The sequence below is a fragment of the Seonamhaeicola sp. ABD4_340 genome (assembly GCF_056312135.1).
Window position 1 is genome coordinate 1,033,571 of record NZ_CM149981.1, and the last position, 25,945, is coordinate 1,059,515.

At 33.0% G+C, this 25,945-nt stretch carries 17 protein-coding genes; 10 read left to right on the top strand and 7 right to left on the bottom strand.

Annotation, left to right across the window (positions count from 1 at the left end):
* Positions 1 to 7 precede the first annotated feature (7 nt).
* Genes radA through panC form a run of 5 tightly spaced genes read right to left on the bottom strand, consistent with a single transcriptional unit; the run spans position 8 to position 4,805 of the window.
* Complete coding sequence (gene radA, locus ACYX4H_RS04540; protein ID WP_476238018.1) at positions 8 to 1,366, bottom strand: DNA repair protein RadA; 1,359 nt, start codon at positions 1,364 to 1,366, stop codon at positions 8 to 10.
* A gap of 41 nt (positions 1,367 to 1,407) precedes the next feature.
* Complete coding sequence (locus ACYX4H_RS04545; RefSeq protein WP_476238019.1) at positions 1,408 to 2,556, bottom strand: alpha/beta hydrolase; 1,149 nt, start codon at positions 2,554 to 2,556, stop codon at positions 1,408 to 1,410.
* A 51-nt stretch (positions 2,557 to 2,607) separates the two neighbouring features.
* Positions 2,608 to 3,537: a lysylphosphatidylglycerol synthase transmembrane domain-containing protein gene (locus tag ACYX4H_RS04550; RefSeq protein WP_476238020.1), complete on the bottom strand. Its 930-nt coding sequence runs from the start codon at positions 3,535 to 3,537 to the stop codon at positions 2,608 to 2,610.
* Positions 3,538 to 3,589: 52 nt separating this feature from the next.
* Positions 3,590 to 3,940 carry an aspartate 1-decarboxylase gene (panD, locus tag ACYX4H_RS04555; protein ID WP_475296934.1) on the bottom strand — a complete coding sequence of 117 codons (351 nt, stop codon included), beginning with the start codon at positions 3,938 to 3,940 and terminating at the stop codon, positions 3,590 to 3,592.
* Positions 3,941 to 3,953: 13 nt separating this feature from the next.
* Entirely contained in the window at positions 3,954 to 4,805 is an 852-nt protein-coding gene (panC, locus tag ACYX4H_RS04560; protein ID WP_476238021.1) for a pantoate--beta-alanine ligase, read from the bottom strand.
* Positions 4,806 to 4,994: 189 nt separating this feature from the next.
* On the opposite strand from panC, the gene ACYX4H_RS04565 reads away from it, so the two are divergent.
* The 7 genes from ACYX4H_RS04565 to ACYX4H_RS04595 all read left to right on the top strand — a co-directional run bounded on the left by ACYX4H_RS04565 (position 4,995) and on the right by ACYX4H_RS04595 (position 16,184).
* On the top strand, positions 4,995 to 5,804 hold the full coding sequence (locus ACYX4H_RS04565; protein WP_475296936.1) for a glycogen/starch synthase: 810 nt from the start codon (positions 4,995 to 4,997) through the stop codon (positions 5,802 to 5,804).
* A gap of 23 nt (positions 5,805 to 5,827) precedes the next feature.
* Positions 5,828 to 7,498, top strand: coding sequence for a DUF4270 domain-containing protein (locus ACYX4H_RS04570; RefSeq protein WP_476238022.1), 1,671 nt, complete (start codon positions 5,828 to 5,830; stop codon positions 7,496 to 7,498).
* A gap of 133 nt (positions 7,499 to 7,631) precedes the next feature.
* Positions 7,632 to 9,479: a glutamine--fructose-6-phosphate transaminase (isomerizing) gene (gene glmS / locus ACYX4H_RS04575; protein WP_475296938.1), complete on the top strand. Its 1,848-nt coding sequence runs from the start codon at positions 7,632 to 7,634 to the stop codon at positions 9,477 to 9,479.
* A gap of 193 nt (positions 9,480 to 9,672) precedes the next feature.
* Positions 9,673 to 12,516: a TonB-dependent receptor gene (locus ACYX4H_RS04580; protein ID WP_476238023.1), complete on the top strand. Its 2,844-nt coding sequence runs from the start codon at positions 9,673 to 9,675 to the stop codon at positions 12,514 to 12,516.
* A 10-nt stretch (positions 12,517 to 12,526) separates the two neighbouring features.
* Entirely contained in the window at positions 12,527 to 14,134 is a 1,608-nt protein-coding gene (locus ACYX4H_RS04585; RefSeq protein WP_476238024.1) for a G-D-S-L family lipolytic protein, read from the top strand.
* 170 nt (positions 14,135 to 14,304) lie between these two features.
* Positions 14,305 to 15,813 carry a F0F1 ATP synthase subunit beta gene (gene atpD, locus ACYX4H_RS04590; RefSeq protein WP_475295221.1) on the top strand — a complete coding sequence of 503 codons (1,509 nt, stop codon included), beginning with the start codon at positions 14,305 to 14,307 and terminating at the stop codon, positions 15,811 to 15,813.
* 77 nt (positions 15,814 to 15,890) lie between these two features.
* Complete coding sequence (locus ACYX4H_RS04595; RefSeq protein WP_475295220.1) at positions 15,891 to 16,184, top strand: F0F1 ATP synthase subunit delta/epsilon; 294 nt, start codon at positions 15,891 to 15,893, stop codon at positions 16,182 to 16,184.
* 71 nt (positions 16,185 to 16,255) lie between these two features.
* Here ACYX4H_RS04595 and ACYX4H_RS04600 read toward each other — a convergent pair whose 3' ends face one another.
* A complete protein-coding gene (locus ACYX4H_RS04600; RefSeq protein WP_476238026.1) occupies positions 16,256 to 17,890 on the bottom strand; it encodes a tetratricopeptide repeat protein in 1,635 nt (544 codons plus the stop codon).
* Positions 17,891 to 18,477: 587 nt separating this feature from the next.
* Between ACYX4H_RS04600 and ACYX4H_RS04605 the strand changes: the two genes are divergently transcribed.
* The 3 genes from ACYX4H_RS04605 to ACYX4H_RS04615 are packed head-to-tail and all read left to right on the top strand — an operon-like array spanning position 18,478 to position 24,919.
* Positions 18,478 to 21,570, top strand: coding sequence for a SusC/RagA family TonB-linked outer membrane protein (locus ACYX4H_RS04605; protein ID WP_476238027.1), 3,093 nt, complete (start codon positions 18,478 to 18,480; stop codon positions 21,568 to 21,570).
* A gap of 18 nt (positions 21,571 to 21,588) precedes the next feature.
* Complete coding sequence (locus tag ACYX4H_RS04610; RefSeq protein ID WP_476238029.1) at positions 21,589 to 23,319, top strand: RagB/SusD family nutrient uptake outer membrane protein; 1,731 nt, start codon at positions 21,589 to 21,591, stop codon at positions 23,317 to 23,319.
* Positions 23,320 to 23,335: 16 nt separating this feature from the next.
* Entirely contained in the window at positions 23,336 to 24,919 is a 1,584-nt protein-coding gene (locus tag ACYX4H_RS04615; RefSeq protein ID WP_476238030.1) for a hypothetical protein, read from the top strand.
* 78 nt (positions 24,920 to 24,997) lie between these two features.
* Here ACYX4H_RS04615 and ACYX4H_RS04620 read toward each other — a convergent pair whose 3' ends face one another.
* Positions 24,998 to 25,834: an AraC family transcriptional regulator gene (locus ACYX4H_RS04620; RefSeq protein WP_476238032.1), complete on the bottom strand. Its 837-nt coding sequence runs from the start codon at positions 25,832 to 25,834 to the stop codon at positions 24,998 to 25,000.
* Between the last annotated feature and the right edge of the window lie 111 nt (positions 25,835 to 25,945).

A 25,945-nucleotide genomic window follows, 5' to 3' on the forward strand; every position in this document is an offset into this window, starting at 1 on the left:
TACCAAGTTAATAAATTAAATTAACCAAATCTTCAATTTTTGATACATATTGAATTTTTATAACGGTATTTTTTAATGATATTTTACTGTATTTAGACACAAAAATAGTTGAAAACCCTAATTTTTCGGCTTCTAAAATACGCTGTTCAACACGCTGAATTGGTCTTATTTCACCAGATAAACCAACCTCGGCTGCAAAACAAAAATTGTTTTGTAGCGGCTCATCTTCATTTGATGATAGTATAGCTGCAATAACAGCTAAGTCTATTGCAGGATCATCTACTGTTATGCCACCCGTTATATTTAAAAAAACATCTTTAGCGCCTAACCTAAAACCTGCACGTTTTTCTAAAACAGCTAAAAGCATGTTTAATCTTTTAGCATTAAAACCTGTGGCAGAACGTTGTGGCGTGCCATAAACGGCAGTACTAACAAGTGCTTGTACTTCTATCATTAATGGGCGCATACCTTCTAAAGTGGCAGCAATGGCATTACCCGATAAGTCTTCATCTTTTTTTGAAATTAAAATCTCAGAAGGGTTTGATACTTCGCGCAAGCCAGCACCTTGCATTTCGTAAATTCCTAGTTCATTTGTAGAACCAAAACGGTTTTTATTGGCTCTTAAAATTCTGAACACATGGTTTCTATCGCCTTCAAACTGTAATACAGTATCAACCATATGCTCTAAAATTTTAGGTCCTGCAATGTGGCCATCTTTGGTAATATGACCTATTAAAATTACAGGAGTTGCTGTTTCTTTTGCAAATTTTATGAGCTCTGTTGTACATTCTTTTATTTGCGAAATACTTCCTGCTGATGATTCTATATAATCACTGTGCAGTGTTTGAATTGAATCTATTATTACAACATCGGGCTGTAAAGCTTCAATTTGCTTAAATATATTTTGTGTTTTGGTTTCAGTTAAAATATAACAATTACTGTTGCTTGGGTTTATGCGTTCTGCACGCATTTTTATTTGTTTTTGGCTTTCTTCGCCAGAAACATATAGTGTTATGTATGGTAATTTTAAAGAAATTTGAAGCAATAATGTACTTTTTCCTATACCAGGTTCGCCACCTAAAAGTGTTAATGAACCAGGAACAATACCGCCACCCAAAACACGATTAAACTCGGCATCTAAACTGTTTAATCTAGCATCTTCAGTTGTATCAATTTCATTAATTTTTAATGGTTTTGAAGCGCGTTTATTTGTAGTGGTTGTTGCTTTCCACCCTGCTTTTTCAGGCTTTTCAATAAGCTCTTCGGCTATAGTGTTCCATGCTTTACAAGCATTACATTGCCCTTGCCATTTAGCATATTGCGCACCACAGTTTTGACAAAAAAATGCTGTTTTTACTTTTGCCATGTATGTTTTTTAAAACTTTTAAGTTATTGTTTTGAATTTTATTAATACCCAAAATCGCTTTTAATTGCTTCGGCTTTTTCTAACACCAAATCTTTTGTTATACCAGCAGCTTCATCTAACATGTAAGCCGATTGATAAGTACGCATTGCCTTTTTAGGCTCGCCACCTTCTTCATAAAACCTAGCTATGTAATAACTTCCTAAAAGTGTTTCGGGGTATTGTTTTCTTGCAATTTTACCTAGCGCTTCATAATATTGAAATTGCTCTGTTTTTTCAATAGCTGCTGAAATGGCTTTAAAATCGTTTATTAAAATCTTTTTATTTAGGCCGAAAAGGGTTTTAATGGTTTCATATTTTTCAACTAAATAATCAACAGGAGATCCTTCTAACTCTAAAATAGTGTCTTTATATTCTTGTTTCGAAATAGGTTGAAATACTTTAAATATTTTTTCAATAGCATTGGGTATTGCGTGCGTTGGCACTGAATAATGCGAGGTTTCTTGAAATGATGCGTAACCGTAAGTAAAATTTTTGTTGTCAATTACCGAAAGGTCTTTATGTAAAGCTTCGGTCATTTGTATGATAGATTTTTTATCATTTTCAGTATTTGCCAAATAGTAAAATATTTTAGATTCTACATTTTGTAAACGCTCTGGAATATAATCTAACATATTTGGAGCTAACTCTGGACTAATTACAATATAGGCTTGAAACAACGGTACGCCTTTTAATAAATAGTAATTTATAAAATTAGCCGTTTCTCCGTGGCCAACAGCTACTTTAAAGTTTGAAGCCCTATAATTTTTCTCAATATAAGGTATAAGTTCTGTACCAATAAACTCAAAAAAGGCTGCACCGGTTTCAATAGGCAGTGAGTTTTGTTCAGAGTACAAACAGTCATCAAACCGCTTACCTAATTGGTTTACACCAACCACAATGGCATCTGGCATATCTTCCCAATAGGCGTAATAATCGGTATTTCCAGCTACAGCTTCAAATAAATAATCGCCATCTAACACAATAAAAACAGGAAATACTTTATCTTCATTTGAATTATAACCTCGTGGTAATTGTATTTTTATTTGGCGTTCTTCGCCTAAAGTAGCAGACTGAAAATTTTCATATTTAACTTGAGCTTCCGCAGATAAAAATAAGAGTAGAAACAAACAAATTGTACTAAATGTTTTCATGGCTAAAGGGGTTTTGTTTTAAAGCGTAAGGTAAGAAATTATGCAACAGCTTTAAAAATTATTATTGGCTTTACGGCTTTTCTTTTGGTTGTAAATTGGTAAATATATTAATGAAATGCCTCCACAGATAATTACCAATAATGTTTGTGCTCCCCACATAATCCAACCAAATGCAATACTTGGTTCTTCGGCAATTCCAAAAATTGAAAACGCGCCGTAAATAGCTAATGGGTATGAGCCAATACCGCCGTTAGTTGCTGCAATACTAAAACTTGCTGCTATAAAACCTATTAAAATAGCACCCATTGATATACCTTGCAAAGGCTGAATAGCAAATGATGTTACGTAAAACATAAGCACATACATACCCCAAATAAATAATGTGTGAAAAATATATGCCCACTTATTTTTCATTTTAAATATGCTAAAAACACCTTCAATTAAACCATTAAAAAATGCTTTAATTTTCAAAGCTATTTTTAACTTACTCTTTTTAATAAAAGCTATTAAAATAACCCCAAAAGCTATCAATATTGCTATGGCTACTATAATTTTAGTAGGATTGAATTTTTCAGCAAAAAAACTATAAATAAAATCGAATTGAAGACAAAGCGTAATACCTATAATAGCTAACATAACAACCATATCTGCAATACGTTCGGCCACAATGGTACCAAATCCTTTTTCAAACGGTACATCTTCATAATTTGTTAAAATAGAAGCTCTTGCAACTTCACCTGCCCTTGGAATGGTATAGTTTATTAAATACGTAGCAAAAACAGCCATAACACTGTTGCCAAATCTAATGTTATACCCCATTGGTGCTAGCTGAAAACGCCAACGATATGCACGCGACAAATGACTTAACAAGCCCAAAAAAACACCTAAAACTATCCATGAATAATTTGATGTTTTTAAATACCCGTAAATTTGCGTTAACGATACTTTTGATAATGAATACCAAACTAAAAAAACTCCCAATAAAAGTGGGAGTGTTATTTTAAGTATGTTTTTTAGTTTTAATGGCAACGGTTTATTTTAATAGGTTGGTAGCCTCATCTGGAAATACTAATGAAGGCTTAAACACCTTAGCCTCTTCAATACCCATAAAAGCATAGGTTATTAAAATTAAGGTATCACCAATTGATACTTTTCGGGCAGCAGCACCGTTAAGTGTGATTTCACCACTTTTTCTTGGTCCTGGAATACAATAAGTTTCTAAGCGCTCACCATTATCATTATTAACAATTTGCACTTTTTCACCTTGTATAATATTGGCAGCATCCATTAAATCTTCATCAATGGTAATACTACCTATGTAGTTTAGTTCAGCGCCTGTGCACTTAACTCTGTGAATTTTAGATTTTACTACTTGTATTTGCATGGGGCAAAGATAATTAATTTAAAGCTATATTATCAATAAGTCTTATATCATCTGCATATACGGCTATAAACGCTCTATATGCTTTGTTTTTGTACTTACGTGTTACGGGTTTTAAGGTTTTAGCATCGGCAATAATAAAATATTCTAACTTTAATATTTCATGATTAGAAAACTCATTTTCAACCCATTCTGTTACTTTACTAGCACTTTTTGTGCCAAAATGTTTTTTAGCGTTTTTTAAGGTTTTATAAATAAAAGGTGCTGCTTGTAAATACGCTGGTTTTAAACGTGTGTTGCGCGAGCTCATAGCCAAACCTGTAGATTCTCTGTAAATAGGACAACCCGTTATTTTTACAGGAATATTATATTTTTCAACTAATTTTTTTATGATTTGTAATTGTTGAAAATCTTTCTCGCCAAAATACGCATTATGGGGCGTAGTTATTTCAAAAAGGCGCTTAACAATAGTACCAACACCATTAAAATGCCCATGACGAAATTTACCTTCCATTTCATGTTCTAAGCCATCAAAATCATAGGTTTCTGCTACTGTATTTCCTTCATAAACATCATCAATAGTTGGTGCGTAAACCAAAATGTTTTTTTCAGAAAGTGTTTTAAGCAAGTTAACATCTTCTTGTAATGTTCTAGGGTATTTTTCTAAATCGGCACTGTTATCAAACTGTGTTGGGTTTACAAAAATGCTAACAACAACTTTATCATTTTCTTTTAAAGCTCTTTCAACCAAAGCCAAATGCCCATGGTGTAAAGCACCCATTGTAGGCACCAAACCTATGTTTAAGTTTTCAGCTTTTAAAACCTTTATTTTAGCTGATATTTCTTGTTTTTTATTGTAAACTTCCACTATTTAATAAAAAATTAACGGCTGCAAACTTAAGATTTTACAGCCAATTTGCATAAATTTTTGTACTTTTGCGTGTTTTTTATTTTGAAAGTACTTGTAAAAACCTGTGCTAACAAAATGTTCCCTAATAAAAAAATCGTTAACCCGATTATTAAAATGGCTTAATAAAAGCCAAATAAAAGTAAACATATGAAAGATAAGAGGATATTGTATGTATCATCTGAAGTAGTGCCTTATTTACCTGAAACCGAAATTTCTTCAATGTCGTTTGAAGCCCCAAGATTAGTAAATCAACAAGGTGGGCAAATTAGAATTTTTATGCCACGATATGGAAACATTAATGAACGTAGGCATCAATTACACGAAGTTATAAGGCTTTCTGGTATAAATTTGGTGATAAATGATTTAGATATGCCTCTAATTATCAAAGTAGCATCAATACCTAAAGAGCGTATTCAAGTTTATTTTATAGATAATGATGAATATTTCAAAAGAAAGGCAACACTAACCGATGAAGATGGCGAGCTTTTTTCAGACAATGATGAACGTGCTATTTTCTTCGCAAAAGGTGTTATTGAAACTGTTAAAAAACTAAACTGGTCTCCAGATGTTATTCACGTACATGGCTGGTTAGCTTCATTATTACCTGTGTATTTAAAAGAATATTATAAAGATGAACCTTTATTTAACGAAAGTAAAATTGTTACTTCGGTGTACAACCAAAGTTTTAACAATACTTTAAATAAAGACATGCTTAATAAAATTAAATTTGACAACATAAACGAAGATGCTGTTAAAGTGTTAGATGAACCATCATATAACAACCTTATGAAAGTTGCTATTGATTATTCTGATGCATTAATAATAGGTTCTGAAAACATACCTGAAGAATTACAAAATTATTTAGAAGCAGCAAACAAACCTATTTTAGAATATAAAAACAAAGATGAATTTGGCGAAGCTTATACAACATTTTTTAATAATACCGTTTTAAGTTAACCACACATTCATTTAGTGTATACATGAAAAAGATTTTAAAAGCCCTCACTACACCTACACTTGTACTATTACTTGTAACTTCTTTTATTGCTTGCGATAAAGAATTTTACACCATTGAAAGTGATGTTTTAGGTGAAGACAATGCAAATTTTGATACAAGTTTAGATTTTTACCCCATTATAAGTTACAACAAAAAACTAGACTCATTACAGGTAAATAACCTAACATCAAACCTATTAGGCTTTTATAACGACCCCGAATTTGGTTCAACCACAGCAAGCGTTATTACACAAATAAACGCAACAGCCTACAACCCAGATTTTGGCAACAACCCTAAGTTAGATTCTGTTGTTTTAAGCATTCCTTATTTCAACAGAAGCGTTGGCTTTGATGATGATGGATTCCCTACATATACTATTAGCGACTCTTTGTTTGGTGATGAAGTATCACCTATAAAATTATCTATTTTTGAAAACACTTATTTTTTAAGAGATTTTAATCCAGATAATTTAGGCGAAACCCAAAAATACTATTCGCATGCAAGTAACGCATCTACTGATAACTTTGCCAGAACCGATAATACTTTAATTAATTTTGATGATTTTGCCGGCGCACAATTATTAGACACAACATTTACACCAAGCAACAACAATATTATTACAACTACCACAACAGATACCACAAGGTTTATTCCAGCTTTTAGAGCAAAACTAGACTCGCTTTTTTGGCAAAATACAATACTAAACAAAGAAGGTACGCCAGAATTGGTTAACGCAAACAACTTTAAAAATTATTTTAGAGGTCTATACTTTAAAGCAGAACCGGTTAACAATAACGGTAATATGGTGCTTTTAAATTTTGCTTCAACCGATGCTTCTATCACTATTTACTATAAAAAAGATAATGAAACTGATAGCGAAGGCGAAAAAGAACAAGCAACCTATACTTTCAACTTTTCTGGTAACAGATTAAATACATTTTCTAACAATTATACCAAAACATTAACCAACGGTAATAAAAATTTAGGCGATGAGAAATTATACCTAAAAGGCACCGAAGGTTCAATGGCTGTAATTAACTTATTTGATGGTTTAGTTGATTGTGATGGCGATGGTAATGTAGATGATGATGCTCTTGAATGTTTTAAAAACAGATTTAGAGCTAAAAACGACCAAGGCGAATATATTGTTGAAGGCACTACAGGAGATTTTGTTTTAAAACAACTTATCAATGAAGCTCATTTAGAAATTTATGAAGATGATGCTTTAAACACTGGCGGTAATGATGATTTCCATAAATACGACAGAATTTATGCTTACGATGTAAAAAACAACATACCTCTTATAGATTATTCTCTAGATCCAACAAGCAATTCAGCGTCACCAGTCAGTTCTATTGTATTTCACCTTACACAACGAGATACTGTTAATAAAAAATATAAAATACGCTTAACCGAGCATTTAAACAATATTTTATTAAGAGATTCTACAAACACACAATTAGGTTTGGTATTAACAACTAATGTTAACGTAACAGGAAGCTCTGATATCTTAAAAAGTAATGATGCTGTAACAGCTGTACCAACAGCCTCTATAATTACCACAAGAGGCACTGTTTTGTATGGTAGTAACACAAATGTTCCCGAAGAAAAACGCTTAAAACTTAAAATATTTACTACTAAACCAAACCAATAGTAGGCTGTATTTTAAAGCTTTGTGTTATTTCATCGTATAAAACACCTACTTTATATAATTTACTAGGGTGTTTTAGTATTTATTTTACATATTTGTGCAGCTATTAATCAATAACCCAAATTAAAAAAAACTTATGTGCGGAATAGTTGGATACTTAGGTCACAGAGAAGCTTATCCTATTATAATTGAAGGACTTAAACGCTTAGAATACAGAGGCTATGACAGTGCCGGTGTAGCTTTATTTGACGGAACAGATTTAAAAATATCTAAAACCAAAGGTAAAGTTGCAGACCTTGAAGCGCTTTCAAACGAAACAATAACCAAAACAGGTAACGTTGGTATTGGGCATACACGTTGGGCAACACATGGTGTTCCTAATGATGTTAACTCACATCCGCATGTTTCAAACTCAGGAGATTTAGTACTAATTCACAATGGAATTATTGAGAATTATGAATCTTTAAAAAAAGAGTTAACAGCTAGAGGTTACACATTTAAATCTGATACAGATACCGAAGTTTTAGTTAACCTTATTGAAGATGTAAAAAAAGAAGAAGGCGTAAAACTAGGTAAAGCAGTTCAAATTGCATTAAACCAAGTAATTGGCGCTTACGCCATTACTGTTTTTGATAAAAATAAACCAGAAGAAGTTGTAGTTGCAAAATTAGGTAGCCCACTTGCAGTTGGTATTGGTGAAGACGAGTTTTTTATAGCCAGTGATGCTTCGCCTTTTATTGAATATACAAAAGATGCCATTTATTTAGAAGATGAAGAAATGGCTATTTTAAGATTCCATAAAGGCATTAAAATAAGAAAAATTAAAGATGATTCTTTAGTAGATCCTTATATTCAAAAACTACAATTAAACTTAGAAGAAATAGAAAAAGGTGGCTATGATCACTTCATGCTTAAAGAAATTCATGAACAACCTAAGGCTATAAAAGACACCTATAGAGGTAGACTTTTAAGAGATCAAGCCATTATAAAAATGGCAGGTGTTGAAGATAACATGAAAAAATTCTTAAACGCCAACAGAATTATTATTGTAGCCTGTGGCACATCATGGCATGCTGGTTTAGTTGCCGAATATATTTTTGAAGACTTAGCAAGAATTCCTGTTGAAGTAGAATATGCTTCAGAATTTAGATACAGAAATCCTGTTATTACAGAAAATGATGTTTTAATAGCCATTTCGCAATCAGGTGAAACTGCCGATACTCTTGCGGCTATTAAGTTAGCAAAATCTAAAGGCGCTTTTGTTTTTGGTGTTTGTAATGTTGTAGGTTCAACAATTGCAAGAGAAACACATGCTGGGGCTTACACACATGCCGGACCAGAAATTGGTGTTGCATCAACTAAAGCTTTCACAACACAAATAACAGTACTTACTTTAATGGCTTTAAGATTAGCCAGAGCAAAAGGCACTATTAGCAGTTCAGATTATCGTCATCATTTATTAGAATTAGAGTTGATACCAAATAAAGTTGAAGAAGCTTTAAAATCTGATGCACACATTAAATACATTGCAGATATATATAAAGAAGCCACAAACTGCTTGTATTTGGGGCGTGGTTACAACTTCCCTGTTGCTTTAGAGGGCGCTTTAAAACTTAAAGAAATATCATACATTCACGCCGAAGGTTACCCTGCTGCCGAAATGAAACATGGCCCTATTGCATTAATTGACGAAAACATGCCTGTTATTGTAATAGCCACAAAAAAAGGCCATTATGAAAAAGTTGTAAGTAATATTCAAGAAATAAAATCTAGAAAAGGAAAAATTATAGGTATTGTTTTTGAAGGTGATGAACAAGTAAAAGAACTTGCTGATCATGTTATTGAAGTTCCTGAAACATTAGAACCTTTAACACCTCTGTTAACAACCATACCGCTACAATTATTATCATACCACATTGCTGTTTTACTTGATAAAAATGTAGATCAGCCAAGAAACTTAGCAAAATCTGTAACAGTAGAATAGTTTTTTAAAAACTTACCATAATATTACAAAGCCTAGATTCAATATCTAGGCTTTTTTTGGTTTATTAAAACAATACTTTTTAGGAAAAACGCATTTATTTTAATCTTTTTTTGTTAATTTATATTATGCGCGCATAGTTTTTTAAGATTTTATTTATATATTGGCTTATTAACTTAAACTAATTATTGCTTAAATGAAGACAATTCTACCCTTCCTACTGTTGTTTTTGTGCAGTTTCACTTACGCTCAAACAACAGTAACAGGCTCAGTTACTGATGATAATGGTCAACCCATTCCAGGAGCAAACGTAATTATAGTAGGTACCACAGTTGGTATTGTTACAGATTTTGATGGTAACTTCACATTAACATACAATGAAAATCCACCATTTTCTATACAAGCCAGTAGTGTTGGCTTTGAATCTGCCACTGCTCAAATTACAAAATACAAACAAAATGTTTCTTTAGTTTTAAAAGAAGGAAACGCTTTAGATGAAGTTGTAATATCTGCTTCTAGAACACCTGAACGTATTTTTGAATCGCCTGTAACAGTTGAACGCTTTGGCCTTAAAGAAATTAAAAACACAGCTTCTTCTGAATTTTATGATGGTTTAGAAAACTTAAAAGGTGTAGATATTAACACAAACAGTTTAACATTTAAATCTATAAACACCAGAGGTTTTGCAACATTTGCAAATACACGTTTTATGCAACGTGTTGATGGTATGGATAATGCCGCACCTGCATTAAACTTCCCGCTAGGAAATTTACTAGGAATGGTAGAAACTGATGTACAAAGCGTAGAGCTTTTACCTGGTGCTGCATCTGCTTTGTATGGTGCCAATGCATTTAATGGTATTTTATTCATGACAAGTAAAAACCCATTTGATCACGCAGGTATTAGTGCTTATTTTAAAATGGGAATAACATCACAAGAAGCCGCTGGAGACAATGAGTATAAAGATTATGGCATTAGAGTTGCGCATAAATTTAGCGATAAGTTTGCAGCCAAAGTAAACTTTAGTTATTTACAAGGAACAGATTGGGTAGCAAATGACACAAGAGGCAAAGACAGAAATACAACATTTATAAAAAACAACAGCACCAGAGAAAATGATCCTGATTATGATGGCGTGAATGTTTATGGAGATTTAGCATCTACTAATCTTAGAAATGTAAAAGAAAGCCCAACTTTCTTAAGTCAATTACCAAACCCTGCCTTGGCTAATTTAATTCCTGATGTTAATGTTAGTAGAACAGGGTATCATGAAGCAGATTTAACAAATTATGATGCCAAAAGTATTAAAACCGATTGGGGATTATATTATCGCCCATGGGAAAATGATTTTGAAATTCAATACGTTGGTAAAATAGGTTCCGGTTCTACCATCTATCAAGGTTCTAACAGGTATTCTATTAAAAACTTCTTCTTACAACAACATAAATTAGAAATTAAAAATGATAACTTTTTTATAAGAGGTTACGTAACTGCTGATAATGCAGGAGACTCTTATGATATGGTTTTTACAGGTGTTAACATTAATAGAAAATGGAAATCTGATGACCAATGGTTTGGTGAGTACGCTGGTGCTTTTTTACAAGCCACACTAGCTGGTTTAAATGGAGACCAAGCCCATGCTGCTGCAAGACAAGCTGCTGATACTGGTCGTTTTGAGCCTGGAACACCTGAATTTCAACAAGCTTTTAACGCTGTAACAAACGACCCTGATATTGCAACAGGAAGTCAGTTAAAAGACGAATCTAAAATTTACCACTCTGATGCTAATTACAATTTTAGTCATCTAATTGATTGGGCTGAAATTCAAGTTGGTGGTTCATACAGAAAATATGTATTAAATTCTTTCGGTTCTATTTACACTGATAGAAATGATGAAATTCCATATTCTGAAGTTGGTTTATATACACAAATTCAGAAAAAATTCTTAGAAGATGATAGATTGAAGGTAACAGCTTCTTTACGCTATGACAAATCTGAACTGTTTGACGCCTTCTTTTCACCTAGACTTTCATTAGGTTATAATATTGGAGAAAATAATAACCACAATATAAGAGCATCATTCCAAACAGGCTTTAGAAACCCTGATACACAAGCCTTATATATTGGCTTTAACGTTGGGCCAATTACACTTATTGGTAGTGCTTTTGACAATCCTGAAAGATTTACAAGAACAGTAAGCGGCACAGAAATATCACCAACAGGGCAAGCAATTTTAGGTACAAACTCATACACCTACAACGCTAATGGCGCTTATGATAATTCATTTACGCGCAGCTCTGTTACTGCTTTTGATGCATCACAAAACCCAACAGACTTAGAAATAGCAAACCCAGATTTAGTTGAACCAGAACAAGTAAGTTCATTTGAAGTTGGGTATAGAGGTAAAATTGATAAAATAAGTTTAGACTTTAGTGCTTATTACAATCAATATAAAGACTTTATTACTACTGTTGATGTTATTAACCCATACTATGGCGATGTGCAATTATCGCAAACATTTCCTGTAAACGGTACACCAACACCATTATCTGTAATTGCTCTTGCAAATGAAGATTTTCAAGCTTACAGAGCTTACACTAACACTTCTGAAGATGTTAGTTCATACGGTGCTTCTTTAGGCGTTTCAACAAAAATATTTGGCGATTTTGATTTAGGCGCAAATTACACATATGCTAAATTAGATTTTGACAGACAAGCAAATTCAGATTTTCAAACAAACTTTAACACACCAGAACACAAATTTAAAGCCACTTTTGGAAATACTGAGTTGTTTGAAAACTTTGGTTTTAATTTAGCTTGGAGATGGAGTGACAATTACGTTTGGGAGGCTTCATTTTTAACTGCCGATGTACCTGCATACCATGTACTAGATGCTCAAATAAATTTAAGAGTACCTAGTTTAAAATCATCATTTAAAGTTGGAGCAACCAATCTTTTAGGTGATGAATACTTTACTGCAGCAGGAACAGGATTCATAGGATCTCAATACTATGTATCTTGGATAATTAATAACCTATAAAAATAAAATTATGAAATTTAAACATATATGGCTTTTAGTAATTTTAGTAGGATTTATTTCCTGTGATGATTTAGAAAGCCCAATACCAGACCAAGAAATTTTACCAGAATTAACTTCGGGTAGCGCAGATTTTTCAAACTATGTAGCTTTAGGTGCCTCATTTACAGCAGGCTTTACAGATAATGCTTTATTTAAAGCATCTCAACAAAATTCATTCCCTAATATGCTTGCAAGCAAATTTGCATTGGCTGGTGGTGGTGATTTTTCTCAACCTTTAATGAATGATAATATTGGAGGCTTAGCGGCTAATGGTAATAGAATTACTGACCCTAGATTAGTTTTCAATGGCTCTGCACCAGCTGGTTTAGAAACCGTTATTGGACCTGTAACCGTATCAACTGATATTGTATTAAATAACCCAACAGGCCCTTTTAATAACTTAGGCGTACCAGGTGCAAAAAGTTTCCATTTAGTTGCTAATGGCTTTGGTAACCTTCAAAATTTTCCAACGGCCGCAAACCCGTATGCTATTCGTATAACAGGTGGTGCTTCAAATGCGTCTATTTTAGATTTAGCTTTAGAACAAAATCCAACCTTCTTTACATTATCTGAAATTGGTGGAAACGATGTTTTAGGCTATGCTATCACAGGAGGTGATGGCAGCAATCCAATTACAGATACTACAACTTTTAATAATGCATTTGGTTTTCTTGTTTCTGAACTTACAAAAAATGGTGCAAAAGGTGTAGTGACAACCGTTCCTTACATTACAGATTTGGCTCATTTTACAACTGTGCCTCATAATGCTTTAGCCCCTACAAATGAAACATTCGGACCATTAATTCCTACATTAAATGGTATATTTGGTCAAATAAACTTAGTTTATCAAGCTTTAGGTCACCCAGAAAGACAAATTGTTTTTTCTGAAACCAGTGCAAGTGCAGTATTAATTAAAGACGAATCTTTAGAAAATATAGCTGCAGATATGACTGCAGCATTTAATGCTAGTCCAACTTTTCCAGCATTTATACAATCTTTAGGTTTACCAGCTCAAGCCGCCCCCGCCGTAGCAAATTTATTAGGTTTAGCCTATGGCCAATCAAGACAAGCAACAGCTAATGATTTATTAGTATTACCAAGTAGTTCTGTAATTGGAACTGCAAATACACAATTCTATACTTTTTTAACAACTCAAAATATTCCACCACAATTGGCTGGTCAATTTTCTGTTGAAGGTATTACCTACCCTTTAGATGATAAATGGGTTTTAACTCCTGAAGAGCAAATGGAAATTAGCGCAGCCACAGATGTCTTTAATACCACTATTACATCAGTTGCAAATGGAAATGAAAATGTTGCACTGTTAGATTTGAATGCTATTTTAACTGAATTAGCTTCAACAGGCATCATGTTTGATGGTTATTCTTTAAAATCTAGCTTAGTTACTGGTGGTGCTATTAGTTTAGATGGTATACACTTAACAGCAAGAGGTTATGCGCTTATGGCAAACAAATTTTTAGAGGTTATTGATACTGAATTTGGCAGCAATTTTAAGGCCTCAGGCAATCTTTTAAAAGCTAGTAATTACCAAACAAATTATTCGCCTGCACTACAATAAATATCACATACTATACAAATTTTTAAAACACCTTCAATATGAAGGTGTTTTTTCTTACCAAAAAAGAGTAAAAAAGACGTATATGTTTTAATTAAAACATATATCTTTGCAGCCGAAAACAAAACCATGTTTTCTAACAATTAAATCGCATAATATTAAACAGATAAGTAATGTCAAAAGTTACAGGTAAAGTTGCACAAATAGTAGGACCAGTTATTGATGTAGAATTCGGAGCAGGGTCTGAACTTCCAAAGATTTATGATTCATTAGAAATTAAGAAGCCAGATGGCTCTACATTAGTATTAGAAGTTCAATCTCATATTGGTGAAGATACGGTTAGAACTATTGCAATGGATTCTTCTGATGGTTTAAGCAGAGGTACTGAAGTTGTTGCAACTGGTGCCCCAATTCAAATGCCAATAGGAGAAGATGTTTACGGACGTTTATTTAACGTTATTGGAGATGCTATTGATGGTTTAGGTGATTTACCTAAAGCTAATGAAGCTGGATTACCAATTCACCGTGAAGCTCCTAAATTTGAAGATTTATCTACCTCTACTGAGGTGTTATTTACTGGTATTAAAGTAATTGATTTAATTGAGCCTTACGCAAAAGGTGGTAAAATTGGATTATTTGGTGGTGCTGGTGTTGGTAAAACAGTATTAATACAAGAGTTAATTAACAATATTGCAAAAGGTCACGGTGGTTTATCAGTATTTGCTGGTGTAGGTGAAAGAACACGTGAAGGAAATGACCTTTTAAGAGAAATGCTAGAGTCTGGTATTATTAAATACGGTGATGATTTTATGCACTCTATGGAAGAAGGCGGATGGGATTTATCAAAAGTTGATAAAAACACCATGAAAGAGTCTAAAGCTACTTTCGTTTTCGGACAAATGAATGAGCCTCCTGGAGCCCGTGCTCGTGTAGCACTTTCAGGTTTAACCATAGCAGAATATTTCCGTGATGGTGCTGGTGACGGACAAGGAAAAGACGTACTTTTCTTCGTAGATAACATCTTCCGTTTTACACAAGCAGGATCTGAGGTATCTGCACTTTTAGGTCGTATGCCATCTGCGGTAGGTTACCAACCAACATTAGCAACAGAAATGGGTGCAATGCAAGAGCGTATTACGTCTACTAAAAAAGGATCTATTACATCTGTACAAGCGGTTTACGTACCTGCAGATGATTTAACAGATCCTGCGCCTGCTACTACGTTTGCTCACTTAGATGCAACAACAGTATTATCTCGTAAAATTGCTGAGTTAGGTATTTACCCTGCGGTAGATCCATTAGATTCTACTTCTAGAATTTTAACACCTGAAATTTTAGGTACAGAGCATTATGCCTGCGCACAACGTGTAAAAGAGCTTTTACAACGTTATAAAGAGTTACAAGATATTATTGCTATTCTAGGTATGGAAGAATTATCTGAAGAAGATAAATTAGCCGTATCTCGTGCGCGTAGAGTTCAACGTTTCTTATCACAACCTTTCCACGTAGCTGAACAATTTACTGGTATACCTGGTGTATTAGTTGATATTAAAGATACTATTAAAGGTTTTAATATGATTATGGATGGTGAACTAGATAACTTACCAGAAGCTGCTTTTAACCTTAAAGGTACTATTGAAGAAGCTATTGAAGCTGGTGAGAAAATGTTAGCTGAGGCGTAAAACTAGTTAGCAGTAATAAGTAATTAAAGTCTACCATGACTGAAAACTGTACACTGCGTGCTGTAAACTAAAAGAATATGTATTTAGAAATTGTATCACCAGAAGCCACTTTATTTAGTGGAGAAGTTGATTCTGTAGCTGTTCCAGGTGTGAATGGCGAGTTTCAAATGTTAAATAATCATGCACCAATAATTTCTTTATTGAAAGAAGGTATTGTTAAAATTCATACGCACACACAAACGCACTTGGAGTTTAACGACTTAAATGGTAAAGTTGTGCCACTTGCTGACGATGATAAAATTTTAACTGTTCAAATAAACTCTGGAACAATTGAAATGAAAGATAACAAAGTAATTGTTTTGGCAGATTAAAATAAATACAACATTATAAATTATAAAAAAAGCGAACCGTAATGGATTCGCTTTTTTGTTTGTTGTATACATTAGAGAGAGTTAATATAATCTTCTAAATTTACGCTTCTTGAAAGCTTCATTTTTTTCCTAATTCTGTGACGCGATGTGTGCACAGATTCTACAGATATACCCAATAAACGCGCCATATCTTTACTTGAAAAGTTCAATTTTATAAGCGCACAAATTTTTTGATCGCCTTGGCTTAAGTTTGGAAATTTATCAAACATTTTCTTATAAAAATCTTTATTCACATCAATAAAACGAAGCTTAAACTCTTCCCAATTTTGATTATTGCTAACAGATATTGAACGAAGAACTTTGTTAACCTCATGCACTTTTATTTTTTCGTCTTTTACTCTAACTTTTGATTTTAGGGTTTTTAAAAACTCTTCTTTTTCAATTAACTGTAAAGCAGATGCTGCCAATTCTTTATTTTTAAGTTCAAGCAACTCTTGCGTTTTTTTATTTTCTAACTCTTGGTTCTTTTTAATAAGCACTTTTTCTGCATTATGTTTGGCTCTTAAGTGTTTTACATATATAAAGGCTAAAACGGCAATAAAAACAATTGAAACTAACAATATTATGCGTTCTAGGTTACTAATTTCATCTTCTTGCTCAAGTTGTTTTAAATATTGCGCTTGTATGCGTGCTTCTTGTTTTAATTTTTCAATTCTGTAATTATCTTTAATCTCTAATAATGATTGATTATTTGAACTTCTGCTATCAAAAAAAAGTTCGTTTAGTTGTTTAGCTAACTCTAGGTGTTTAAATGCATTTTTAAAATCATTCTTTTTTAAATACATATTACTTAACTTCTCATGCACTAATGGTATAAAATCTTTATGTGAATTGTATTCTTTAGAAATTGCTAAAGATTTCATATATAAATCTTCACTAACATTTAACTTATTCAAATCAAGATATATGTCTGCCAATTGTTTGTAAAAAAGTACTAAATAAGATGGGTTATTCTTTTTAAACCACGGATAAATATCTTCTAAAAGCTTTATAGCCTCAGTTTCTTTATTGGTTTTAGATAAAACATATGCTTTTTCAAAATGAACTAAAGCCTTTGGGAAATCATTGAGTTTTTCTGGCATTATTTGATAGCAACTATCAACATAAGTTTTTGCCAAATTAGGCTTGTTTAATTCACGATATGTACTAGCTATAAAATAATAATAGGGTATTAATTCACTTTTATTTAAGCCTTCTTCTTCAATATTATGCTTTCTAAGTAATAAGGCTTTATTTAGATATTTTAATGCGTCGTCTTCTCGTTTATAATAACTATAAATTCTACCTAATCTATGGTAAATTAAAGATTTAATATTGTCATTTTTAAAATTATCGGTAAGCATTAATGCACTCCAATACGCATCATATGATTTTGAGTAGTTGGCATTATTTTCAAAAATATGTGCTTTTGCTAATAAACTATTGGCAGCTTGTATAGTATCATTTTCATTTATAAAAACCTTAAAACTCTGTTCTAAAAGTGCTATAGAACTATCAGGAAATTTATATCTTAATTCATTGGCCTTATTTCTTAATATTAAACCTGAATTAATACTATCTTTTTGAATTTTAGTTAAACCAAAAGATAATGTGTTTATAGCAAAATATACTATGGCAACCATAGCCAATCTTGGTAGCGTATTCATTGTAATTAATGTAAAGTTTAGTTTAGTGATTTTAAATATAGATAAAACATATGCTAAAATTAGCACATGTCAAGTTTTTGTGCAGTAGTAAAAACCAAATAAAACAGAAATAAATCGCAATTATTCATCTGAAAACATGACGTTTATGTGATTTCATAAACAACATATGCTCATTTTAAAAAAAACATATGTTTAGTTAAAAAACAGGAAATAGTAAGTTTATAATAACGAAATTAACTTTTAAATTAACCTCTAAAACCAAACAAAAAAGATGAAATATTAATAGCATTGCTTTCTGTATAAATATGATGAAATAAATAAAAACAACATTCATTAAAATATTATAACCAAACTTTAATTGTTTGAAAATATTAAAATATAGACTGTAAGTATTAAATAAATGTTAATTTACAAAAACACTTTAGCATAAAAACCTCAAAATAAGGTGTTTATAATAATTAAATTGAGTTTATATCAAGTTTTATTATAATCATAAAATTATTTTGTCTAGTTATGATACAGTACTAAAAACATAACAAAGGTAGCTATCATATTAATTTAGAGTTCTTTAAAACTAAACTAAATATATGATGAAATTAAACTTTTGTTTGAAACAAGGTTTTAAGTATGTACTCTACTTTGCTTTGTTTATTGTCTTTTGTGGAAACTTACATGCCCAAAGTAAAACTATAAAAGGTGTAGTTAGTGCAGATGGCGGACTTCCATTACCAGGTGTAACCATTTTAGTTAAAGGCTCAACTAAAGGAACCGCTTCAGATTTTGATGGCAATTATGAGTTAAATGCTAATACCAATGATGTGTTGGTATTTAGTTTTATTGGTTACACAACTAAAGAAGTTACCGTTGGAAACAAAACAACACTTAATGTAACTTTAGAAGAAAACCTATCTAAACTAGATGAAGTAATTGTTGTTGGTTACGGTACGCAAAAAAAGAAAGAGGTTACAGGTGCTGTAGCCAAAGTAAGTGCCGATGAAATTGTAAAAGCACCGGTTGCAGATTTAGGAGCTGCCATACAAGGTAAAGTTGCAGGTGTTAATATTCAAGCAGCTAGTGGTAGACCCGGCGAATCTTCAAACGTACAAATTCGTGGTTTAGCTTCAATTAATGGTGGCGAGCCTTTGTATATTGTAGATAATATTCCGCAAGAAGGCAATCCTAATATTCCACCAGAACAAATTGAATCTATTGACATTTTAAAAGATGGTGCTTCGGCAGCCATTTATGGTATTAGAGCTACCGGTGGTGTAATTCTTATTACAACTAAAAAAGGTAAATCTGGTAATATGAAGGTAGATGTATCTACATACACCGGTATTCAAAACATCACCTCTGGTACACCTTTAATGAATACAACACAACAGCTGTATAATTTAGAGGTAACTACAGAACAATTAGGTACAGAACCTTTAACATTCTTTTTTCAGCCAGATGCTTTAGATTATGACTCAGATTTTGTTGCCGATGTACAAAATGATAATGCCATAATACAAAATGCAAACCTTAATATTTCAGGTGGTATTCAAGATTTAACTTTTAACTTTTCAACCAACTATTTTAAACAAGATGGTGTATTAATTAATTCTGGCTTTGATAGATTATCAAACAGAATAACAGGGCAGTTTTCAAAAGGAAAATTTAAAGCATTTGCTACTGTAGGTATGACTACTGAAAACAGAACGCAAGAACCTTGGGCTTTGTATGAATACGCCATTGGTCAATCACCTTGGGCAAGACCACTAAATGCTATCCCAAGTGTTGGCCAAAATAGTGTTGAACTTGATGTTGGTAACGAAATATTTTACAGTTTTTTATCAAGACAATTAGATAATGTTGATGAACGCGAAGTAAAATCAAACAACATTGCTTTAAACTTAGAATATGAAGTTTTAAAAGGTTTAAAATATAAACTTAACCTTGGTAGAAATGAATGGAATTACTTTAGAAGATTCTTTCAACCACAATACCTAGCCTTTTCTAGAGAAGGTGTTTATAACGCTACCGCCTCTAGGCCACAAGCTACTTTAGATGAAGATTATATTTTCACTAAAAGAGAAACCATAGAGCATATACTTAATTACTCTACAAGTTTTGGCTTACATAATTTAAACCTTTTAGGTGTAATGTCTTATGAAAGATTTAAATCTAGAACTGTTGGTCTTGGTGTTATTTATGATGAAAATGCAAGTAATGATATACAAACACTAGGTGCTGGTGCTGAAGGCATTAAACCTAACTCATATAACATTGATAGAACATTAGCTGGTAAACTTGTTAGAGTACAGTACAACTATAACCAAAAATACCTGTTATCTGCAAGTTACAGACGCGATGGTTCTTCAAAATTCTCAAGTGATAATAAATATGGAGATTTCTACGGGTTTTCAGCTGGTTGGAACGTACACGAAGAAAACTGGTTTAACCTCCCTTTTATTAACGCATTAAAAATAAGAGGAAGTTGGGCAGAATTAGGTTATGAAGGCGTTTCAGATTATTCATACCAACCTGTAATTGAAACAGGTATAAATTATCCGTTTGGTTTTGATGAAGATTTGCAATTTGGATCGGTTCAAAGACGTTATGCTTCTGATATTTTTTGGGAAACAACCGTATCAAAAAACATAGGTATTGAACTTTCTATGTTTAAAAACAGACTTAATATCACTGCCGATGTTTACCAAAACGATAAACAAGATATGCTATTACAACAGCGTATTGCGCCATCATCGGGTACGCATCAGCCAAGAGCAGCTTCACAATTCAACTTTATAAATATTAATGCTGGTAATATGTTTAATCGCGGTGTTGAATTAGCTGCTAGTTACAAAAACAGTATTGGCGATTTAAAATTTAGTCTTACCGGAACCTTCACAACAAACACAAACGAAGTAACAGATTTAAATGGTATTGAAAGAGGCTATGCAAACGGTAGACCACTTGTTTCTAGAGGTCAAAACATTGAATACACCACTTTTTTAGCTAAAGGTTATGAAGCTGGCGCTTTCTTTTTATTCCAAAATGATGGTGTTATTAAAACACAAGAACAACTTGACGAGTACACACAACTAGATTTAAGTAGTGTAAGTACACCTCAATTAGGAGATATGATGTATAAAGACACAAACAATGATGGTAAAATTGATGATAAAGACAGGGTGTATTCTGGCTCCGGGCAACCAGAATTTGAAGCTGGTTTAAACTTAAACCTAAAATACAAAAACTTTGATTTTGATGTACAAGGATACTATGTTGGAGGTACAGAAATTTACAATGGTGCCAAACTATATGCCTATACAGCAGGTAGGCACATAGATTTATTAAACATGTGGAGTCCGCAAAATCCAACATCAAACATCCCAACATTTAGGCAAAACGCATTTCATAGTAATGTTAGAGCTGCCTCTGATTATTTCTTAGAAGATGGTTCTTATTTAAGAATTAGAACACTAACATTGGGTTATTCAATTCCTGGTATTAAAGATGCCACAGGTATTGATAAAGCCAGAGTATTTTTAACATCAACCAACCCATTTACCTTTACAAACTACTCTGGTTATGATCCTGAAGTTGGTGGCGATGGTTTATTTACACGTGGTATAGATAGCGGTAGCTACCCAGTTACCCGCCAATTTATGTTTGGTGTACAGTTAAGTTTCTAAAAAAATAAAAAAAGTATTATGAAAATATATAATAAAGTTTTAACCCTAATTTTCTTTAGCACACTTGCGTTTGTAAGTTGTAATGAAAGTAATTTTCTTGAGGAAATTAACCCTAATGCCATTACTACTGAAACCTTTTGGCAGTCTGAAAAACAATTTAATAGTGCATTAACAACAGTTTATGGTGCACTACAATTTCCAAGTGTAAGCGGTGGTGAACTGCAATATGAATTTGTTTTAGGTGATATAGCCGGAACAGAATCTTGGTACCGCCCAAATGCATTCAGAAATTTAACCTATAATGATGGTATTTATCACATAACCGATAAATGGGATCAATTATACGTAGGTATTTTTAGAGCCAACCAAGTTATTCAATTTATACAACAAGCAGACCCAACAGTGTTTAACGGTAATACAAAAGCCGAAATTGAAGGGCAAGCACGTTTTTTAAGAGCGTTTTTCTACTTTCAATTAGCACACACTTACGGTGGTGCTGTAATACATAACGAAGTTGCTGAAGGGCTTGATGATTTTAACAAACCCTTTTCATCAATTAATGATGTAAATACTACTATAATAATACCAGATTTAGAGTTTGCCATAGAGAACCTTCCGCAATCTTGGGACACTAACAATGTTGGGCGTGCAACATGGGGAGCCGCAACTACACTATTAGGAAAAGTACATTTATATGATGAAAACTGGCCAACTGCAGCTACACTTTTCAAACAAGTAATAGATTCTGAGGTATATGCGCTTACCCGAGATATTACTGATAACTTTTGGCATGAAAATGAATTTAACGAAGAATCTATCTTTGAAGTAAACTATTCTTTTGATATAGCGCCTGGTGTACCCGGTGCCGTTGTTGATGATAATGCCAATGAATCTGGTGCAGAATCTACCGCTATGGCAACAGCCGTAGGCCAATTAAACTTTGGTGCTTTTAATACCATATTACCATCATATAACTTACACGAAATGTTAGTAAATGATGAAGTAGACCCAAACAACCCTATTAATGATGGTAACTTAGAATCTAGAAGAATGAATGGCACTATTGCACCAAGAAACTTTGAAGGTTTATACTATCAGCTTCCGCAAGGCGAACCACGTGGTTGGGGTTTTGGTCAAAGCGCTTATGTAAAAAAACATTCAAATTGGTATCATTTACCTGCAGAACCAGCACTTTCTAGATCTGGCATTAATTTTAGACACATTAGATATGCCGATGTACTTTTAATGTATGCTGAAGCCATAATTAATGCTAGCGGAGATTACACAACAGCCATTGAGTACATTGATATGGTTAGAAAACGTGCCGGTGTTTACACGCTGCAACAATATATGGATATGAATGGCGGTATGTTTCCGCAACTTCACGTTAGCAAACAAGTGCATGGTAGCCAACCATTAGTACCAGCAAATGCTCAAACAGTTTTAACACACATACAACGTGTTGAAAGAGCTGTAGAGCTTTGTTTTGAAGGTCATAGATGGAAAGACCTAGTACGCTGGGGTATTGTAAAAGAAGTTTTTGATGAATTACGTGCCGATGAAATTTGGAGAGAAAACAATAAAGATACCGTACTACAAGTAGGTGATAATGGTGTTGAACCATTATTTATTATTGAAAGAATAAGACCAGATTTTTTCTTGGCTTCACAAAACTATAATCCTTCACAACACAACTACTTCCCTATTCCAAACGGCGAAGTACAAACCAATGATGGATTGACTAACTAAAAAAAATGTTTGAATTATGAAAAATATAAAATTTTTAATCGTATTAATCATAACGGCCACCTTTGCTGTAAGCTGTTTTGAAGACGATTCTATTAACACAACAGAACCCAATCATAGAGTTATTGTAACCTCTGAAATGAATTTTGATAATACCATAAACCCTGGTGGCCATATAGATTTTGGCGATTTATCACAAGGTGTTCAAAGCAGAACATGGACCTTTCCTGAAAATGCATCGCGTATTTCGGGTGAAGATGGAAATACGTCTACTAAAAATGTTGTTAAAGGTATTTTTAATATACCCGGTGTTTATAATGTAACCTTAAATCAAATTTTTAAAAGCAATGTATACCCAAATGAAGACAGTACAGTACCAAACAACTCAAAAGAACTAGATACCACCATTGTTGTAACTGTGCTAGATTGGGTAGAATCTAACATTAAAGCTTACTATATAAATGACGATGGCTCTACTGGCAATGAATTAACCATGACTTCTAATGCCGAAAACGAAATTACAGCCAGTGAATTTATAAGGTTAACATACACCGCTGTTGGCGCACCTGATGAAGTTGTATGGTCATCGGCAGGAGGAAAACCAACATCTATTACAACTAATGACGAAGCTGAAGTTGACATGAGATTTAGCAAATTAGGCACCTGGGATTTACAATATATTGCTTCTAGAACCAGACCAGGAGATGCTGATACCATTGCAATTAAAAACTTCATAAAGGTAATTCCTTCAACAGAACCCGTAACGTTAGATCGTGTTTTTGAAAAAGAATATCAAACAACCTTAGGTTTAGAGTTTAGTAGAGAAATGAACCCAGAAACTGTTAATAAAAACAACTTTTCTATAACTATTGAAACCGCTGCTGGTTCCATTTTAAATCCTGAAATAGCAAGTGTAACTGTTGATGCAAACGAAGGAAACATTATACAAATTGAACTTGCAAATGACATTATGTATAATGATGATATTGTAAAAGTATCATACACACCGGGTGTTTTAGCTACCATGGATGCTGTTGCTGCAACAACTATTACAGATGCTGTTTTAACAGATTTCATAAAAACTAATGCTCTAGAAAATACTAATGTTGATTATTCTTTTGAAACCACTGAAGATAGTAATTGGCCATACCTTTGGTGGGGCGACAGATGGGGCGAGTATGATTATAACTTGTCTTTTGATAGAGCCCACACAGGTAGTAAAAGTATGTACATTGAATTTAGACCAAATGGCGGTATGATTATGGGGCACAGAGATAATGACAATGCAAATATTACCTTCCCTGTAGAATCTGGCGTAAACTATGAAATGGGTGCATGGGTATACGTTGAAGATTTAGGAAACATAACCGCTGAAGCTAATATTAGAATGTACTGGACACCTGGTACAAATTGGGGAATTGGTGATAACGTTACATTTACCACCAGTACACCTGTTGGTCAATGGTTTTACTCTTCGGCAGTTGTTCAATTTGCCGCAGCTGGAGATGTTAGCTATATGATAAGAGGTGTTAACGATAATACTGAAAGGTTAAAGTTTTACATTGATGATTTAACACTATATAAACTTACAAGCAGACCATAATTTTTACTATTTACAAGCTGTAAATTGCAATTTGATTTTCAATAAAAAAAGGAAGCTTTTATAAGCTTCCTTTTTTAATTATGCTTTGTGCTTACCTCTATACTTTTTTGGTGTAACATGTTTAACTTTTTTAAATTGTTTATGAAAAAAGGTTAAAGACTCATAGCCGCAGGCATAACCAATTTGCGCCACAGACCAATCTGTATCAATTAACATTCTGCTAGCCATATTTATACGGTATTCATTTAAAAAGGTAAAAAAGGGTCGCCCCATCATTTTACTAAAAAAACGTGAAAATGAGTATTCAGACATGCTCACTAATTCAGCCAGTTCTTTTAAAAAAATTTTACGTTGATAATTAGCTTCAATAAAATCGTGTATTTTAGTCATTCTACTGCCATATTCTGTTGGAATATCATCTTCAAAATTAGCATTAGATAAGTATTTAAAATCACACGCAGAAAGTGCCAAAAGCAGCTCAAGCAAACTAACATACAACGCTTGCCCTTCTAAATAAAGTAAAGCTTCAATTTTAGGCCTTAAAACTTGCACCGTATCTTTTGAAAACAAAATACCTCTAGATGCAGCTTTTAACATATTGAACAAAGCCTCTAATTCTGGCACTCTATTGTAAATGCCTTTGTTCCATTGTATTACAATAGATTCTGGCATCTCACTTTGCTCCTGCAAATTCTTCCAACAATGTGGCAAATAAGACCTTAAAAGCACCAATTCACCTGGTTGATATGAACCTACATAATCGCCAATAAACTTTGTACCCGTACTTTTTGTAATAAAGGTAAGTTCATGCTGCGGATGAAAATGCCATGGCGCATCAAAATCTTCACCACTATACTTATAAGCAAGTATAGAGCGTTTTTCACCTAATTTAATATGCTCTAAAACTGGTTTCATAACTTAAAAAAAGTATTCAAAATAGAAAAACAGTGAATAATATGTATGCAATTATACACTTTAAATGATTTATTATGTGAATAATATGCTTAAAAACTACAAAATTCTGCA

Bases quoted from the DNA above. Each gene is read 5' to 3' on its own strand.
- radA (WP_476238018.1), bottom strand. From the start codon at position 1,366: ATGGCAAAAGTAAAAACAGCATTTTTTTGTCAAAACTGTGGTGCGCAA.
- ACYX4H_RS04585 (WP_476238024.1), top strand. From the start codon at position 12,527: ATGAAATTTAAACATATATGGCTTTTAGTAATTTTAGTAGGATTTATT.
- ACYX4H_RS04600 (WP_476238026.1), bottom strand. From the start codon at position 17,890: ATGAATACGCTACCAAGATTGGCTATGGTTGCCATAGTATATTTTGCT.
- ACYX4H_RS04615 (WP_476238030.1), top strand. From the start codon at position 23,336: ATGAAAAATATAAAATTTTTAATCGTATTAATCATAACGGCCACCTTT.
- ACYX4H_RS04545 (WP_476238019.1), bottom strand. From the start codon at position 2,556: ATGAAAACATTTAGTACAATTTGTTTGTTTCTACTCTTATTTTTATCT.
- ACYX4H_RS04565 (WP_475296936.1), top strand. From the start codon at position 4,995: ATGAAAGATAAGAGGATATTGTATGTATCATCTGAAGTAGTGCCTTAT.
- atpD (WP_475295221.1), top strand. From the start codon at position 14,305: ATGTCAAAAGTTACAGGTAAAGTTGCACAAATAGTAGGACCAGTTATT.
- panD (WP_475296934.1), bottom strand. From the start codon at position 3,940: ATGCAAATACAAGTAGTAAAATCTAAAATTCACAGAGTTAAGTGCACA.
- ACYX4H_RS04570 (WP_476238022.1), top strand. From the start codon at position 5,828: ATGAAAAAGATTTTAAAAGCCCTCACTACACCTACACTTGTACTATTA.
- ACYX4H_RS04580 (WP_476238023.1), top strand. From the start codon at position 9,673: ATGAAGACAATTCTACCCTTCCTACTGTTGTTTTTGTGCAGTTTCACT.
- ACYX4H_RS04605 (WP_476238027.1), top strand. From the start codon at position 18,478: ATGATGAAATTAAACTTTTGTTTGAAACAAGGTTTTAAGTATGTACTC.
- ACYX4H_RS04620 (WP_476238032.1), bottom strand. From the start codon at position 25,834: ATGAAACCAGTTTTAGAGCATATTAAATTAGGTGAAAAACGCTCTATA.
- glmS (WP_475296938.1), top strand. From the start codon at position 7,632: ATGTGCGGAATAGTTGGATACTTAGGTCACAGAGAAGCTTATCCTATT.
- ACYX4H_RS04610 (WP_476238029.1), top strand. From the start codon at position 21,589: ATGAAAATATATAATAAAGTTTTAACCCTAATTTTCTTTAGCACACTT.
- ACYX4H_RS04595 (WP_475295220.1), top strand. From the start codon at position 15,891: ATGTATTTAGAAATTGTATCACCAGAAGCCACTTTATTTAGTGGAGAA.